The 15,421-nt window shown below is 70.4% G+C and carries 12 protein-coding genes and 1 pseudogene; 8 read left to right on the forward strand and 5 right to left on the reverse strand.

The genetic code is table 11. The features are described 5' to 3' along the window. Positions 1-5 precede the first annotated feature (5 nt). Positions 6-494: a MarR family transcriptional regulator gene (locus ACIRB1_RS06800; protein ID WP_352178081.1), complete on the forward strand. Its 489-nt coding sequence runs from the start codon at positions 6-8 to the stop codon at positions 492-494. Positions 495-500: 6 nt separating this feature from the next. On the opposite strand, the gene ACIRB1_RS06805 is transcribed toward ACIRB1_RS06800, so the two are convergent. Further along, positions 501-1,520, reverse strand: a complete 1,020-nt coding sequence (locus ACIRB1_RS06805) for a LacI family DNA-binding transcriptional regulator (RefSeq protein ID WP_352178082.1) — start codon at positions 1,518-1,520, stop codon at positions 501-503. A gap of 186 nt (positions 1,521-1,706) precedes the next feature. Between ACIRB1_RS06805 and ACIRB1_RS06810 the strand changes: the two are divergent. The 5 genes and pseudogenes from ACIRB1_RS06810 to ACIRB1_RS06830 all read left to right on the forward strand — a co-directional run bounded on the left by ACIRB1_RS06810 (position 1,707) and on the right by ACIRB1_RS06830 (position 8,483). Next, a pseudogene (locus ACIRB1_RS06810) lies at positions 1,707-3,629 on the forward strand (glycoside hydrolase family 127 protein). 47 nt (positions 3,630-3,676) lie between these two features. Further along, positions 3,677-4,927, forward strand: a complete 1,251-nt coding sequence (locus tag ACIRB1_RS06815; RefSeq protein WP_403464790.1) for an extracellular solute-binding protein — start codon at positions 3,677-3,679, stop codon at positions 4,925-4,927. Positions 4,928-4,987: 60 nt separating this feature from the next. Beyond that, positions 4,988-5,887 (forward strand): carbohydrate ABC transporter permease, encoded by a 900-nt coding sequence (locus tag ACIRB1_RS06820; RefSeq protein WP_403464915.1) that lies wholly within the window; start codon positions 4,988-4,990, stop codon positions 5,885-5,887. Positions 5,888-5,931: 44 nt separating this feature from the next. Next, positions 5,932-6,693: a carbohydrate ABC transporter permease gene (locus ACIRB1_RS06825; RefSeq protein WP_352178281.1), complete on the forward strand. Its 762-nt coding sequence runs from the start codon at positions 5,932-5,934 to the stop codon at positions 6,691-6,693. Positions 6,694-6,746: 53 nt separating this feature from the next. Next, complete coding sequence (locus ACIRB1_RS06830; protein WP_403464791.1) at positions 6,747-8,483, forward strand: RICIN domain-containing protein; 1,737 nt, start codon at positions 6,747-6,749, stop codon at positions 8,481-8,483. A gap of 9 nt (positions 8,484-8,492) precedes the next feature. Here ACIRB1_RS06830 and ACIRB1_RS06835 read toward each other — a convergent pair whose 3' ends face one another. The 4 genes from ACIRB1_RS06835 to ACIRB1_RS06850 all read right to left on the reverse strand — a co-directional run bounded on the left by ACIRB1_RS06835 (position 8,493) and on the right by ACIRB1_RS06850 (position 13,631). After that, the gene (locus ACIRB1_RS06835) at positions 8,493-9,092 is read right to left on the reverse strand and encodes a sigma-70 family RNA polymerase sigma factor (RefSeq protein WP_403464792.1); all 600 of its coding nucleotides are present in this window, start codon (positions 9,090-9,092) and stop codon (positions 8,493-8,495) included. 122 nt (positions 9,093-9,214) lie between these two features. Further along, entirely contained in the window at positions 9,215-9,874 is a 660-nt protein-coding gene (locus ACIRB1_RS06840) for a hypothetical protein (RefSeq protein ID WP_403464793.1), read from the reverse strand. A 278-nt stretch (positions 9,875-10,152) separates the two neighbouring features. Next, complete coding sequence (locus ACIRB1_RS06845) at positions 10,153-11,481, reverse strand: class I SAM-dependent RNA methyltransferase (protein WP_352178087.1); 1,329 nt, start codon at positions 11,479-11,481, stop codon at positions 10,153-10,155. Positions 11,482-11,579: 98 nt separating this feature from the next. Next, positions 11,580-13,631, reverse strand: a complete 2,052-nt coding sequence (locus tag ACIRB1_RS06850) for an APC family permease (RefSeq protein ID WP_352178088.1) — start codon at positions 13,629-13,631, stop codon at positions 11,580-11,582. A gap of 370 nt (positions 13,632-14,001) precedes the next feature. On the opposite strand from ACIRB1_RS06850, the gene ACIRB1_RS06855 reads away from it, so the two are divergent. Both ACIRB1_RS06855 and ACIRB1_RS06860 read left to right on the forward strand, forming a co-directional pair. Then, positions 14,002-14,673: a TrkA family potassium uptake protein gene (locus ACIRB1_RS06855; protein WP_033283949.1), complete on the forward strand. Its 672-nt coding sequence runs from the start codon at positions 14,002-14,004 to the stop codon at positions 14,671-14,673. Further along, positions 14,673-15,350, forward strand: a complete 678-nt coding sequence (locus ACIRB1_RS06860) for a TrkA family potassium uptake protein (RefSeq protein WP_019061074.1) — start codon at positions 14,673-14,675, stop codon at positions 15,348-15,350. Before ACIRB1_RS06855 ends, ACIRB1_RS06860 begins: the two co-directional genes overlap by 1 nt. Positions 15,351-15,421: the final 71 nt, after the last annotated feature.

The raw sequence follows: 15,421 nt of genomic DNA on the forward strand, positions 1-15,421 counted from the left end.
ACACCATGGCCGACCTCGTGGAGCACCCTGCCGACCAGCCCGAATGCCCCTCCCTGCGGGGCGAGGGGCTGCTGCCGCCCGAGCTGCGCGCATGGATGCTGCTGCTGGCGGCGACGGGCGCGGTGGAGCAGGAGCTGCGGTCGGCGGTGAAGGGCAGCCTCGATGTCTCGCACGACGAGTTCCTGGTGCTGTGCCTGCTCGCCGAGGAGCCCGCGGGGCTGCGCATGACCCGGATCGCCGAACTGCTGGGCCGCCCGAAGACCCGGCTGACCTATCAGATCGCGTGTCTCCAGCACGCGGGCCTGGTCACCCGGAAGTCGGTGTGCGGGGACAAGCGCGGGGTCGAGGTGGCCCTCACGGAGAAGGCGCGCGAGCTGCTGAAGGAGGCGTCGGGGACGCTCTCCGAGACGGTCAAGCACGCCCTCGGCCGGTTCGTCGGACCGGCCCAACACGACGCCATGCGCGCCCTGTTGCCCGATCTCACCGGCAACTGACGGGGCTCAGCTGGACTCCCGCACCACCAGCCGGCACGGCACCGTGTGCAGTCCGGGCGCGAGGTCGTCGTCGATCGCCTCCAGCAGCCGCAGGGCCGCGATCCGGCCGATCTCGGCGAGGCTCATGTCGATCGTGGTGAGGGGCGGGCGGCTGGCCAGGGCCATGGTGTCCCAGTTGTCGTAGCCGACCACCGCGATGTCGGCGGGGACGCCCACCCCGCGTTCGCGCAGCGCGTCCGTCACGCCGCGCGCGATCTGGTCGTTGCCGCAGAAGAAGGCGTCCGTGTCGGGTGCCGTACGCAAGACCGCGTCGGCCGCGCGGCGCCCCCATGCCTCGCTCCACTCGCCGAAGTGGACGCGCCCGGTGGCGAGTTCGAGCCCGGCGCCCTTCAGCTGATCGCCCGCGAACCGGGCCCGGTCACGAGCGGCGGCATGATGGGCCGGGCCGGTGACATGCGCGATCCGGGTGCGCCCGGTGGCCAGCAGATGTTCTACGGCCAGACGGGCGCCGCCCTCGTCGTCGGAGACCACGGAGGTGTCGTCCGGGGCGGTGGACGGGGACAGCGCGTAGACCACCGGTACCGCGTCGACACCCGTGAGCGGCGGACGCGGGTCGGTGCGGCGGCCGGTGACGATGATGCCGTCGACGCGGCGGTCCATGAGGTTGCGCAGATGGTGCTGCTCGCGGATCGCGTCGCCCCGGGTGTCGCACAGCAGCACGGAGATCTTGCCGGCCCCGAGCGCGTCCTCGGCGCCCAGCAGTACCGGTGTGGAGAACCGCCCTATGCCGTCCGTGGTCATCAGTCCGACGGTCCAACTCCGGCCGGTGTGCAGGCTCTGCGCGTTCTGGTTGGGCCGGAAGCCGAGGGTCTCCACCGCGTCCAGCACCCGCTGCCGGGTCTCGGGCCGCATCCGACCGGCGCCGTTCAGCGCCTTCGACGCGGTGCCCACGCTGACGCCCGCGAGCGCGGCGACATCGGTGAGTCTGGCCCGGCCCGCGGAGGGCGAACGGGAAGCAGAGGTCACGGGCGGTCCTTTCCCTCCTCGCCGACGAGCGCGTCGGCGCCGACGGCCTCACCGGCGACAGTAGCAGCCCATGTACGACGTGAAAAAAGGTAGGTCGCGCTACTTGACCTCGATCCGCCGACTCCCCTCTACTTTCCGGCAGAAAAACGATTGCTCAAACGAGTTCCTGAGAAGAACCGGAGAGCCATGCCCCGCATTTCGTCCGCCGCGTCCTCCCCCGGCCCGGTCCGGCTCGGCCCGGCCGCCCGCGCGGCACTGCGCCCCGCCACCACCGCCGTCGACGCGGGCTTCTGGCACACCCGCCGCGAGGTCAACGCCCGGGTGTCCCTCCCCCAGGGCCCCGACCTGCTGGAGTCCGCGGGCAATCTGCACAACCTGCGCGTCGCCGCAGGCGCGGTCGAGGGCGAGTTCCAGGGCGCGTACCCGTTCGTCGACACCGACGTCTACAAGTGGCTGGAGGCCGCCTCCTGGCAGCTGGCCCAACAGCCCGACGGGGAACTGGAGTCGGCGGTCGACCGGATCATCGCCCTGGTCGCCGCCGCCCAGCAGCCGGACGGCTACCTCAACACCTGGTTCCAGGTGCGGGAGGGAGGCGCCCGCTACCAGGACCTGCGCTGGGGCCACGAGTTGTACTGCGCGGGCCATCTGATCCAGGCGGCCGTGGCCCACCACCGGGCCACCGGACGCACCGAACTCCTCGACGTGGGCGTCAAGTTCGCCGATCACCTCGGCACGGTCTTCGGACCGCCCGGCAGCGGCAAACCGATCGACGGCATCGACGGCCACCCCGAGATCGAGACCGCCCTGGTCGAGCTGTATCGGGAGACCGGCGACCGCCACCACCTCGACCTGGCCGGCTACTTCGTCGACCGGCACGGCCACGGCCTCCTCGGCGGCGAGGCCTACTGCCAGGACCGCGTCCCCGTGCGCGAGGCGACCGACGTGGAGGGCCACGCCGTACGGCAGTTGTATCTGCTGGCGGCCGTCGCCGACCTGGCCACCGAGACGGACGATCCCGGACTCCGGTCCGCCGCCGAGCGGTTGTGGCGCGCGATGACCGCGGCCAAGACGCATCTCACCGGCGGTCTCGGCGCCCACCACGACAAGGAGGACTTCGGCGACCCGTACGAACTCCCCAACGAGCGCGCCTACTGCGAGACCTGCGCGGCCATCGCGTCGGTCCAGTGGAGCTGGCGCATGGCCCTGCTCACCGGCGAGGCCCGCTACTCCGACCTGATCGAACGCACCCTGTACAACGGCTTCCTGGCCGGGGTCTCCCTGGACGGAGAGCGCTGGCTGTACGTCAACCCGCTCTAGGTCCGCGACGGCCACACCGACCCCGGCGGCGACCAGTCGGCCCGCCGCACCCGCTGGTTCCGCTGCGCCTGCTGCCCGCCGAACGTGATGCGGCTGCTGGCCTCCCTGGAGCACTACCTCGCGTCCGGCGACGAACAGGGCCTCCAGATCCACCAGTTCACCACCGGCCGCTACTCCCACGAGGGGATGTCCGTCCGCGCCGAGACCGACTACCCCTGGCACGGAACCATCACCCTCACCGTCGAGGACACCCCCGAGAGGCCGTGGACCCTGTCCCTGCGCGTCCCGCAGTGGTGCCGCGAATTCCGGGTCCGGGTCGGGGAGTCGTCGTACGACGAGACGGACGCGCCGGTCGAGGACGGCTGGCTGCGCCTCGAACGGGCCTGGGCGCCGGGCGACTCGGTCGTCCTGGAGCTGGCGCTCGAACCCCGGCTCACCGGCGCCGATCCCCGGGTGGACGCGGTGCGTGGCTGTGCGGCGATCGAGCGCGGGCCGCTCGTGTACTGCCTGGAGCAAGTGGACGTACCCGGCGGCGGCTTGGACGACATCGTCCTCGACGCCACCCGCCCGCTCGCCGTGAAGCACCGCCCGGATCTGCTCGGCGGGGTCACCACCGTCGTCGCCGCCGGGTACCGCAGGAGCCGTGCGGAGAAAGGGAGTTGGTGGCCTTACCGGGCCGCCGGACCCGAGGCCGCACCGGCAGGCGACTTGGTCGAGCTCACCGCGATCCCCTACTGCGCGTGGGCCAACCGGCAGGACGGCAGCATGCGCGTCTGGCTGCCGACCTCCTGAACTCCCTTTTCCACCAGCTCGGTTCACCTGACAACGAGGTCACTCCCGTGCGAATAACCCGCCGAACCCGCAGCACCCTCCTCATCGCGCTCACCGCGACCGGCGCGCTCGTCTCGGTCGCCGCGTGCGGCTCGGGCTCCGGTTCCTCCTCGTCCTCCGGAGACTCCAAGACCTACACCTTCTGGGACCCCTACCCGCAGTTCGACGCCTCCTCCGACTGGGGCAAGCGGGTCGCGCGGTGCGGCACGCAGGCGGGGGTGACCGTCAAGCGGACCGCGTACGACACGACGGACCTGGGCAACAAGGCCCTGCTGGCCGCCCAGCAGGGCAACGCGCCGGACGTGATGCTGGTGGACAACCCCGTCGTCTCCACGCTGGTGGAGGCGGGCATCCTCAACAAGACGAGCGACCTCGGGCTCGACACCTCGTCGATCCAGAAGAACATCATCGGCGCGGGCACACTGGACGGCGCCGCGTACGGGATACCCGTGGGGGCCAACACCCTTGCCCTCTACTACAACAAGAAGATCCTGGCCGCCGCGGGGGTCGATCCGGCCTCCGTGAAGGACTGGGCGTCGCTCACGGCGGCGCTGAAGAAGGTCAAGGCCGCGGGCAAGAAGGGCATCACGTTCTCCGCGATCAACACGGAGGAGGGGAGTTTCCAGTTCCTGCCCTGGTTCTGGGGCGCGGGTGGGGATCTCACCAAGCTCAACTCAGCTCAGGGGACAGCCGCGTTGGCCCTGTGGAAGCAGTGGGTGGACTCCGGGTACGCGCCCAAGGACGTTCTCAACAACACGCAGACCACGAGCTGGCAGGAGTTCGCCACCGGGGACTACGCGTTCGGTGAGAACGGGACGTGGCAGCTCGGTAACGCTGACAAGGCGGGGTTCGGGTACGGGGTCGTCAACATCCCGGCCCGGAACGGGGGTTCGGCCCCGGTGCCCACCGGCGGGGAGTTCGTCACCGTGCCGGTGCAGAAGGACACCGGGCGGTATGACGTGAGCAAGAAGATCGTGACGTGTCTGACCAGTGCGAGCAGTCTGCTGGCCACCGACACCACGCTGACCTATGTCGCGCCCACCGCCACCGTGCAGGCGCAGCAGGTGGCGAAGAACGCGGAGCTGAAGCCGTGGGTGACGGCGGTCGCCGCCGCGCGGGGACGGACCAGTGGGGGGCTGGGGACCAAGTACCCGGGGATCTCACAGCCGTTGTGGACGGCTGTGCAGTCGGCGCTGTCCGGGGGGAAGAGTCCCCAGGCCGCGCTCGATGCGGCGCAGTCCTCTGCCGGCAAGGGCTGAGCGGTCGTGGTGAACCTGCGGGCCGCCGAGGGCTTGTCGCGCCCGGCGGCGAAGCCGCACATCGTCACAGCCCCGCGCCCCTTCAGCGCGCGGCAGCTGGCCTCTCTCGCGTTCCTCGCGCCGCTGCTCGCCTACCTCGGCGCCTTCTACGCCTATCCCCTCTACCGCAATCTCGATCTGAGCCTGCGTGACTACACCGTCCGGTCGTTCGTGCAGGGCGACGCGCCGTACTCCGGATGGCGCAACTTCTCGACCGTGCTGCACGATCCGTCGTTCGGGCCCGCGCTACGGCACACCATGATCTTCACCTTCGTGTCGATCGTCTTCCAGTACGCCATCGGGCTCGCCCTCGCCGTCTTCTTCAACCGGCACTTCCGACTGGCCGCCACGCTGCGGGCGTTGTTCCTGATCCCGTGGCTGTTGCCGTTGATCGTGTCGGCGTCGACCTGGTCGTGGATGTTCAACAGCGAGTCGGGGGTGGTGAATTACGGGCTGCACCTTGTCGGGGTGGCGCCGATCGGGTGGCTGACCTCGCCGCACTGGGCGCTGGCCTCGGTGATCGTGGCGAACGTCTGGATCGGGATTCCGTTCAACCTGGTGATTCTCTACAGCGGGTTGCAGAACATTCCGGCCGAGCTGTACGAGGCTGCCGCTCTGGACGGGGCGGGTGGCTGGCAGCAGTTCCGGCGGATCACCTTTCCGCTGCTCCGGCCGGTGTCGGCGATCACGGTGCTGCTCGGGCTGGTCTACACGCTCAAGGTGTTCGACCTGATCTGGATCATGACGAAGGGCGGACCCGGCGACTCGTCGTCCACGCTGGCGACCTGGTCGTATCAGCTCGGATTCGGCACGCTGCTGCCGAAGTTCGGGCCGGGGGCGGCCGTCGGCAACATCCTGATCCTCATCGCGCTCGTCTTCGGGCTGCTGTACATCCGCGTCCAGAGGAGGCAGGAGACGTGAGAGCGCGCGGCTACACCCTCATCGGTCTCCTCCTCACGGCGCTCATGCTGTTCCCGGTGTACTGGATGCTGAACGTGTCCCTCACCCCGCAGCAGGACATGCGCAAGTCACCGCCCGACCTGCTCCCGCTGCACCCCACGTTCGAGGGCTACCGGGCGGTGCTCGACGACCAACTCCCCTACCTGGGCACCAGTCTGCTCATCGGGATCGGCACGGTCGCCCTCACCCTCGCGATCGCCGCCCCGGCCGGCTACGCGCTGGCGAAGCTGCGGCCGCGCGCGGGGGGCGCTTTGAGCCTGGCCCTGCTGATCGCCCAGATGATCCCGGGAATCGTGATGGCGATGGGCTTCTACGGCATCTTCCTCGACCTCGGGCTGCTCAACTCCTGGTGGGGGCTGATCATCGCGGACTCCACCATCGCCGTGCCCTTCGGCGTCATGATCTTCACCGCGTTCATGTCGGGCATCCCGGGCGAGCTGATCTCGGCCGCGCTGATCGACGGGGCCGGCACCTGGCGCACCTTCCGGTCGATCGTCCTGCCGCTGAGCCGCAACGCGGTCGTCACGGTCTCGCTGTTCGGCTTCCTGTGGGCCTGGTCCGACTTCGTCTTCGCCAACACGCTCGACGGCGGCGGGAGTTGGCGGCCGATCACGCTCGGTATCTACAAGTACATCGGCAACAACAACCAGGAGTGGAACGCGATCATGGCCACCGCCGTCGTCGCGTCCGTCCCGGCGGCCGTCCTCCTGGTCCTCGCCCAGCGCTACGTGGCCGCGGGCGTCACCGCGGGCGCGGTGAAGGACTGACTCCACCTCCAACTCCCCTCCGCCCCAACCCCCTTCCTGAGGAGATCCATGTCATGAGCCGCACATCCCTCAGAGCCATCCTCGGTGCCGCGATCCTCACGGCCGCCGCCGCACTCGGCAGTTCCGCCCCCGCCCAGGCCGCCCCCACGGCCGCGACCACCCTGGTCGTCAACGCGGCCTCCACCCTGCGACCGGTCACGCATGTGGCGACCGGCAGCCTCTACGGCCTCGCCGACGCGAACACCCCCGCCGACAGCCTGGTCACCCCGCTCAAGCCGAACACCTTCGTCCAAATGGCCCCGGGAGGCGCCCAGTTGCCGAACGGTGAGCCGAAGCCCGCCGGTGACGCGCTCGTCGTGGCGTCGAAGGCGGCGCGGGCCGGTGCGAAGGTGGTGGTACGGATGCCCGACTGGTATCCGAACTTCCCGTACCAGTGGGTGAGTTGGAGCGACTGGTTGTCCGCCGTGGACAAGCAGGTCGCGTCCGTGAAGTCCTCCGGCGCCACCAACGTCGCCGCGTACGAGCTGTGGAACGAGCCCGACTGGACCTGGAACACCTCGGCGGCCGGCGCCTTCGACGCCGGCTGGGTGACGACGTACCGGGAGGTTCGCGCCAAGGATGCCAACACGCCGGTCCAGGGCCCGAGTTACTCGGCGTGGAACCAGAGTTGGATGAGCACGTTCCTCACCGACGCCAAGGCGAGCGGCACCCTCCCCGACATCGTGAGCTGGCACGAGTTGCAGGGCTCGCAGAACATCGCCGCGCACGTCGCCGCGTACCGTGCGCTCGAATCGAGCCTGGGCATCAGCCCGCGCCCGATCTCGATCGAGGAGTACGGCACGACCAGCGAGGTCGGTGTCCCCGGCCAACTGGTGGGCTACGTCGCCAAGTTCGAGCGAGCGGGCATCCATGACGCCGAACTCGCCTTCTGGAACCACTACGGCACCCTCGGCGACACCCTGACCGACACGGGCGGCTCGCCCAACGGGTCGTACTGGCTCTACAAGTGGTACGGCGACATGTCGGGCACCATGCTCACCACCACTCCCCCGGCCCAGACCGGCATCGACGGCGCCGCCGCGCTGACCGGCGACGGGAAGCAGATCAGCGTCGTCTTCGGCGGCGGGGTGGGGTCGACCGCCGTACAGGTGAACGGACTTGGGTCGCTGTCCGGCTTCGGCAGTACCGTGCACGTGAAGCTGGAGTACACGCCGTCGAAGGGGCGGACCACCGCTGTGGCGGCGCCGGTCACCGTCTCCGACACCACCTACACCGTGACGAACGGCTCGATCACCGTGCCCGTCGCGATGAACGCGTCCGACGGCTACCACCTGGTCGTCACGCCCACCGGGACCTCGGCCTCGCTGGCGGGGACGTACCAGATCAAGAACAAGAACAGCGGGCTGGCGCTGGACACGCAGGGGGCCGCGACCGCCCAGGGGACAGCGGTCGTCCAGGCCACGTCGAGCACCGGCAGCAGTCAGTCCTGGACGCTGACGGCCGCCGGGTCCGGGCTGTACAAGATCGGCAACAAGGCGAGCGGACTGCTGCTCGGCATCACCAACGCCGGTACGGCGGACGGCGGTACCGCCCTGATCTGGGGCGACAACGGCACCGCCGACCACCTCTGGCAGCTGATCCCGGCCGGAGACGGCACGTACAAGATCGCCAACTACAACAGCGGGCTGCTGCTCGGTGTGACGAACATGAGCACCGCCTCCGGCGCGCAGGTCCTGCAATGGGACGACAACGGAACGGCCGACCATCTCTGGAGCCTGACCGCCCGTTAGCGGCCCCGGCTAGAGGGTGTGTACGGCGCCCCCTTCGGCCAGCAGGTCCACGAGGGTCGCCCGGGCGCGGGCGACCCTCGAACGGACCGTCCCCACCGGGCAGTTGGTGAGTTCCGCCGCCTCCGCGTAGGGCAGGCCGAGGAGTTGGGTGAGGAGGAAGGCCTCGCGGCGCTCGTCCGGGAGCAGGGCGAGCAGGTCGAGGAGTGCCACGCCGTCGTCGAAACCGGGCAGGCCCCGGGGTTGGGCCAGTTCGACGGCGAGCTGCCAGTCCTGGACGTCGGACAGACGGGGGCGGGCGGCGGCGCGGCGGTAGCTGTCGATCACCGCGCGGCGGGCGATGGCCAGCAGCCAGGTGCGGGCCGAGGAACGGCCCTCGAAGCGGTGCAGACTGCCGAGCGCCCGCAGGAACGTGTCCTGCGCGAGGTCGTCGACGGCCTGCGAGTCGGCGCAGAGGTGGGAGACGTAGCGCAGGACGTCGCGGTGCAGCGCGCGCACGAGGTGGTCGACGGCGGCGGGGTCGCCGTGGCGGGCGGCGAGCGCCCAGTTGGTCAGCGACTCGTCGCTCGACTCGGTCACGTCGGGCGGCGCGGGCAGGGTGGGAGTGATCACCTGGGGTCCTTCTAGGTCACCGTGAAAGGGGATCGGCCGTCCCGCGGCACCCGGAGGAGGGGCGGCGCGGGGGTACGGCCGGGCCCGGGGCGCGTAGGAGCGGCCCGGGGTGCCGGCTGTCGTCAGACGACAGCGGTCCCGAGCGGTGGACCGCGCGAGGTGATCGCGTGGCCGAGAAGGAGAAGGCGCGGCGCCCGCTCGGAGCGGGGGCGGCGCGGGCGGAGTCGCGGGCGGTGCGGCGGGGCGGGGAGTGCGAGCAGCAGTCGTAGCGGAGCCGCGAGTCGGGTGGCCACGGCCCGCAGGACGCGGAACGCGGCGCGCTCGCCGTGAGCGAGCCACAGGCCGCAGAGCAGGGCGGCCAGGAGGTGGGCGGCGAGCATGCCGGTCGAGGACGCGCCTGTGGTGGTGGCGGACATATGGCCCATATCCATGGAATCCATGGCGCCCATATGCGTGGAGTCCACGGCACGCATGTGCATGGAGCCCATGTCGGCCGACCCCATGTCCATGCCCGGCGACTGCCCTGCCGCGGGCTGTGCCAGGGAGAACGCCGAGTGCAGGGCGGCCTGGGCGGCGACCACGAGGGTGACGACGAGCGGGAGGCCGCGTTCACGGCCCGCCAGGGTCCAGCCCGCGAGGGCGGTGACGACGAGTCCGGCGGCCAGTGCCCAACCGGGTACGTGGCGGCCGGACATGAGGACGTGCCCCAGGGCGGCGAGCACCACACAGACGGCCGCGAACATCGCGGCCCGTACCGTGCGCACGCCCCACCCTGCCGTCATCGCGCCTCATCCTGGCATCCGAACCTGGGTCTCAGCCGTGGGTACGGTATTTCCGGGCGCGATGCTCAGTGGGGCGGCCGGCACGGTCTCGTCCAGCTCCTCGACGACGAGCCCTTCGCCGCGAGCACAGGCGCGAGACCGCACATCCCGACGACCGTCCCGCGGTTCGGAAGCTTTGCGTGGTGAGGCGGGCGGGACTCAAACCCACGGCCGCCGGATCATGAGTCCGCCGCACGGCCCGACGCGCGCATCGGCCCGGCTGCCCAAGCCCCCCGGGCTCAGCCCAGCTTCGCGACCGGCTCCAGAATCGCCACGCACTCCACATGATGCGTCATCGGAAACAGATCGAACGCCCGCAGCGTCCGCACCTTGTATCCGCCGTCCCGGAAATACGCCAGATCCCGGGCCAGCGCAGCCGGATCGCACGCCACGTACGCGATCTTCCGTGCCCCGAGCGACGACAGGTGCTCCACCGTCTTCTTGCCGGCGCCCGCCCGCGGCGGATCGAGGACGATCAGGTCGACCTCGCTGATCCCGGTCCGCGGCAGCACGCTCTCGACCTTGCCCTGCTCGATGCGGACGCGGTCGAAGCCGGCGAGGTTGTGGCGCGCGTCCTCGACCGCGCGCTTGCCGGACTCGATGCCGAGGACCGCGCCCTTGTCGCCGAGGCGGTCGGCGAGGGCGCCGGCGAAGAGGCCGACGCCGCAGTACAGGTCGAGGGCCATGTCGCCCTTGCGCGGGAGCAGGCCCTGCATGACCGCCTTGACGAGGGTGTCCGCGGCCATCGGGTGGACCTGCCAGAAGCCGCCGCTGCCGACGCGGTACGTACGGCCGTCGGCCCGCTCGCGGACGAACGCGCGGCCGTGCACACGGTGGATGCCGCCGTCGTGCTCCTCGACGCGCATGACGGAGACGGGGCGTTCCAGCTCGACCAGGGGCAGGCGGGCGCCGGGGCGGGGCTCCAGGATGACCATGCGGTCCTGGGAGCCGGTCGCCGCGATCGCCTCGACCGAGGCCATGCCGGACCAGTCGCGCTCCTCGATGCCCAGCTCGCTGACGCCCGGCGCCGCGATCATGCAGTGCTCGATCGGCTCGACCTCGTGCGAACGGTGCTTGCGCAGACCGGCGTTGCCGTCGACGTCCACCGCGTACTGCACGCGCGTACGCCACTGCGGCACCTGGCCCGCGGGCAGCTTGTCGCCCTCGGCCGGCATCACCGTGCCGTCCCAGCCGGCCTCCTCGGGCGTGAGCCCGGCGAGCCGCTGCAACTGCTCGGTGATGACCTCGCCCTTGAGGCGACGCTGGGCGCCGGGCTTGGCGTGCTGCCAGTCGCAGCCGCCGCAGCGGCCGGGCCCGGCGTAGGGGCACGGTGCCTCGACACGGTCCTTGGACTCCTCAAGGACCGTCACGGCGTCGGCACGCAGGAACCGCGCGCCCTCCTCGCCGTCGGTGACCCGGGCGACGACCCGCTCCCCGGGCAGGGCATGCCGGACGAACAGCACCTGGCCCTCGGCCGTACGGGCGATGCAGTGCCCGCCATGGGCGACGGGGCCCACCTCGACCTCGTACTCCTCCCCCACCAGCGATTTCTTCGGTTCTGCCTGCATGGCGGGGTGACTCCACAACGTCAAAGGGGGTACGGCCGGACAACAGCCCACCAGTCTACGTGGACCCCGCCCGGCCGCTCACCACAAGGCCGCGGCGACTAGAGCTTGGACTTGGAGGACTCGCTGTGCCGTTCCTCCGCGGGACCCCGCCGCACCGCGCCCGGCGCGCTCCACTCCTGCCGCTTCCGCGCCCGGTTCTTCGCCGCCTCGGAGGACTCCAGCTGGTACGGCACCGACGTGACCATCACGCCCGGCGTGAACAGCAGCCGGCCCTTGAGCCGCAGCGCGCTCTGGTTGTGCAGCAGATGCTCGTACCAGTGGCCGACCACGTACTCGGGGATGATCACGGACACCGCGTCGCGCGGCGACTCCTTCCGCAGCCCCTTCACGTACTCGATGATCGGCCGCGTGATCTCCCGGTACGGCGAGTCCAGCACCTTCAGCGGTACGTCGATGCCGCGCCGCTCCCACTCCTCGCGCAGCGCCTTGGTCTCCGCCGGGTCCACGTTGACGCTGAGCGCCTCCAGGGTGTCCGAGCGCATCAGCTTGGCGTAGGCGAGGGCCCGTAGCGCCGGGCGGTGGATCTTGGAGATCAGGACCACGGAGTGGACGCGGGACGGGCGGAGGCTGTCGTCGCTCGGGCCCTCGGGGGCCGCGATCTCCTCGGCGACCCGGTCGTAGTGCTTACGGATCGCGGTCATCGTGGCGTAGAAGATGCACATCCCGAGCAGCGCCACCCAGGCGCCGTGCGTGAACTTGGTGACCAGGACGACGACCAGGACCAGGCCGGTGAAGAACGCGCCGAACGTGTTGATCGCCCGGGAGCGGACCATGTGGCGGCGGGTGGCCTGGTCCTTCTCGGTGGCCAGGTGGCGGTTCCAGTGCCGGACCATGCCGGTCTGGCTGAGGGTGAAGGACACGAACACGCCGACGATGTACAGCTGGATCAGCCGGGTCGAGTCGGCGCCGTAGATCGCCAGCAGCATGGCCGCGGTGCCGGCCAGCAGCACGATGCCGTTGGAGAAGGCGAGGCGGTCGCCGCGGGTGTGCAGCTGGCGCGGCAGGTAGCGGTCCTGGGCGAGGATCGAGCCAAGCAGCGGGAAGCCGTTGTACGCGGTGTTGGCGGCCAGGAACAGCACCAGCGCGGTGGCGGCGGCGAGCACGACGAACAGGAGGCTGCCCTTGCCGAACACGGCCTCGGCGACCTGGGAGATCACCGGGTTCTGGACATAGCCGGAGCCGATCGCGACGCCGTTGTGCAGCAGGTCGGTGGCCGGGTTCTCGGCCATGCGGACCTTGGTCGTCATGGCGAGGGCGATGATCCCGCAGAACATGGTGACGGCCAGCAGGCCCATCGCGGCCAGGGTGCTCGCCGCGTTCTTCGACTTGGGCTTACGGAAGGCCGGGACGCCGTTGGAGATGGCCTCGACACCGGTGAGCGCGGCACAGCCGGAGGAGAAGGCCCGCAGCAGCAGGAAGACCAGGGCGAAGCCCGCGAGGCCCTGGTGTTCGGCCTTGATGTGATAGGCGGCGGTCGGTGCGCGCATGGTGTCGCCGAGGACGAGTCCGCGGAAGGCGCCCCACGCGATCATGATGAAGACGCCCGCGACGAAGACGTACGTCGGGATCGCGAACAGCGTGCCGGACTCCTTCACCCCGCGCAGGTTCATCAGGGTGAGCAGCACCACCACGGCGATCGCGCAGAACACCTTGTGCTCGACCACGAACGGGACCGCGGAGCCGAGGTTCTCGATGCCGGAGGCGATCGACACGGCGACGGTGAGGACGTAGTCGACGAGCAGGGCGCTGGCGACGGTGAGGCCGGCCTTGGGACCGAGGTTGGTGGTGGCCACCTCGTAGTCGCCGCCGCCGCTGGGGTAGGCGTGCACGTTCTGCCGGTAGGAGGCGACCACGGTGAACATCAGCACCACGACCGCGACCGCGATCCACGGGCTGAAGTGGTACGCCGACACGCCCGCGATGGAGAGGACCAGCAGCACCTCGCCGGGCGCGTAGGCCACGGAGGACAGCGGGTCGGAAGCGAAGACGGGGAGTGCGATGCGCTTCGGCAGGAGCGTTTCGCCCAACCGGTCGCTGCGCAACGCCCGCCCGATGAGGATGCGCTTGGGCACGTCGGTCAGTTTGGACACAACAGAGGATCGTAGGGCTTCGAACAGGCGATCCTCCACTTTCCGCCGTCTTACCCCCTGTCATCTGCCTCACGAGTGAATTGAGGGGCGAGTGGAGGTGCGGATTCCGTCGGGAGCGCCGGCGTCGTGTCTATATGACGAAACCCCGCTCCCACCGCCTCCTGGAGGTTCCATGCCCGCGACCGCAGAACTGATCGGCGCCCTCGCCGCCCTCGTCGGCCTCGGATTCCTCACCCTGGCCAGTGTGCGCAGCATCGGGCGCCGCTGACGCAGAGGGGTGCCCTGGAGGGGCCGGGCGTGTGTAGCTTGGGCCTCGGTCTGAGACCCTGATGGGGCTGAGCATTGATTTCAGGACACCGGAAGGACGGTCGTGCACATCGTCATCATGGGCTGCGGCAGAGTGGGTTCCGCTCTCGCCCAGACCCTGGAGCAACAGGGGCACACGGTCGCCGTGATCGACCAGGACCCCACCGCCTTCCGTCGGCTGGGCCCGGGATTCGGCGGTCGCCGGGTCACCGGGGTCGGCTTCGACCAGGACACGCTGCGCGAAGCGGGCATCGAGGAGGCGGGCGCGTTCGCGGCCGTCTCCAGCGGTGACAACTCGAACATCATCTCCGCGCGCGTCGCCCGCGAGATGTTCGGCGTGGAGAACGTCGCGGCCCGTATCTACGACCCCCGCCGCGCCGAGGTCTACCAGCGCCTGGGCATCCCCACCGTGGCCACGGTCCGCTGGACCGCCGACCAGATGCTGCGCCGGCTGCTGCCCTCGGGCGCGGAGCCGCTGTGGCGGGACCCGACCGGCGGTGTCCAGCTCGCCGAGGTGCACGCCTCGGCCGCCTGGGTCGGCCAGCGGATCAGCAAGCTTCAGGAGGAGACGGGCGTCCGCGTGGCGTTCCTCACCCGGCTCGGCGAGGCGATGCTGCCCTCTTCGCAGACCGTGCTTCAGGAGGGCGACCTCGTGCACGTGATGATGCGTACGGACGAGGTCGACAAGGTCGAGGCGGCGTTCGCCAAGGGTCCCGAAGAGGAGGGCGGTCACTGATGAGGGTCGCCATTGCCGGAGCAGGCGCGGTCGGTCGTTCGATCGCCGGAGAGCTCCTGGAGAACGGTCACGAGATCCTTCTCATCGACAAGGCCCCGACCGCGATCTCGGTCGAGCGGGTCCCCCAGGCGGAATGGCTGCTGGCCGACGCCTGCGAGATCACGTCCCTGGACGAGGCGGCGCTTCAGCGCTGCAACGTGGTGATCGCCGCGACGGGCGACGACAAGGTCAACCTCGTCGTGTCCCTCCTCGCGAAGACGGAGTACGGCGTCCCGCGGGTCGTCGCCCGCGTCAACAACCCGAAGAACGAGTGGCTCTTCAACGAGTCCTGGGGTGTCGACGTGGCCGTCTCCACCCCGCGTCTGATGTCGGCGCTGGTCGAGGAGGCGGTGTCGGTCGGCGACCTCGTCCGCCTGCTCCGCTTCAGCCACGGCGACGCCAACCTCGTCGAGCTGACCCTCCCCGAGGAGTCCGCGCTCGCGGGCACCCAGGTCGGCGACGTGGAGTGGCCGGAGGACACCTCCCTGGTCACGATCATCCGCGGCACCCGCGTCCTGACCCCGTCCCGCGAGGACTCGCTGGAGGCGGGCGACGAGCTGCTCTTCGTGGCGGCTCAGGCACGCGAGGAGCAATTGGAGGACCTGCTGTCGGTGCGCCGGGAGGACGCGGCGAGCTGACCCCTCCGGGGACACGACGAGGAAGGGCGCCCCGAATGTTCGGGGCGCCCTTCCTCGTCGTGGTGGGAACT

Origin of the sequence: Streptomyces sp. NPDC096013, from assembly GCF_044763565.1 — a bacterium.
Classification (GTDB): Bacteria; Actinomycetota; Actinomycetes; order Streptomycetales; family Streptomycetaceae; genus Streptomyces.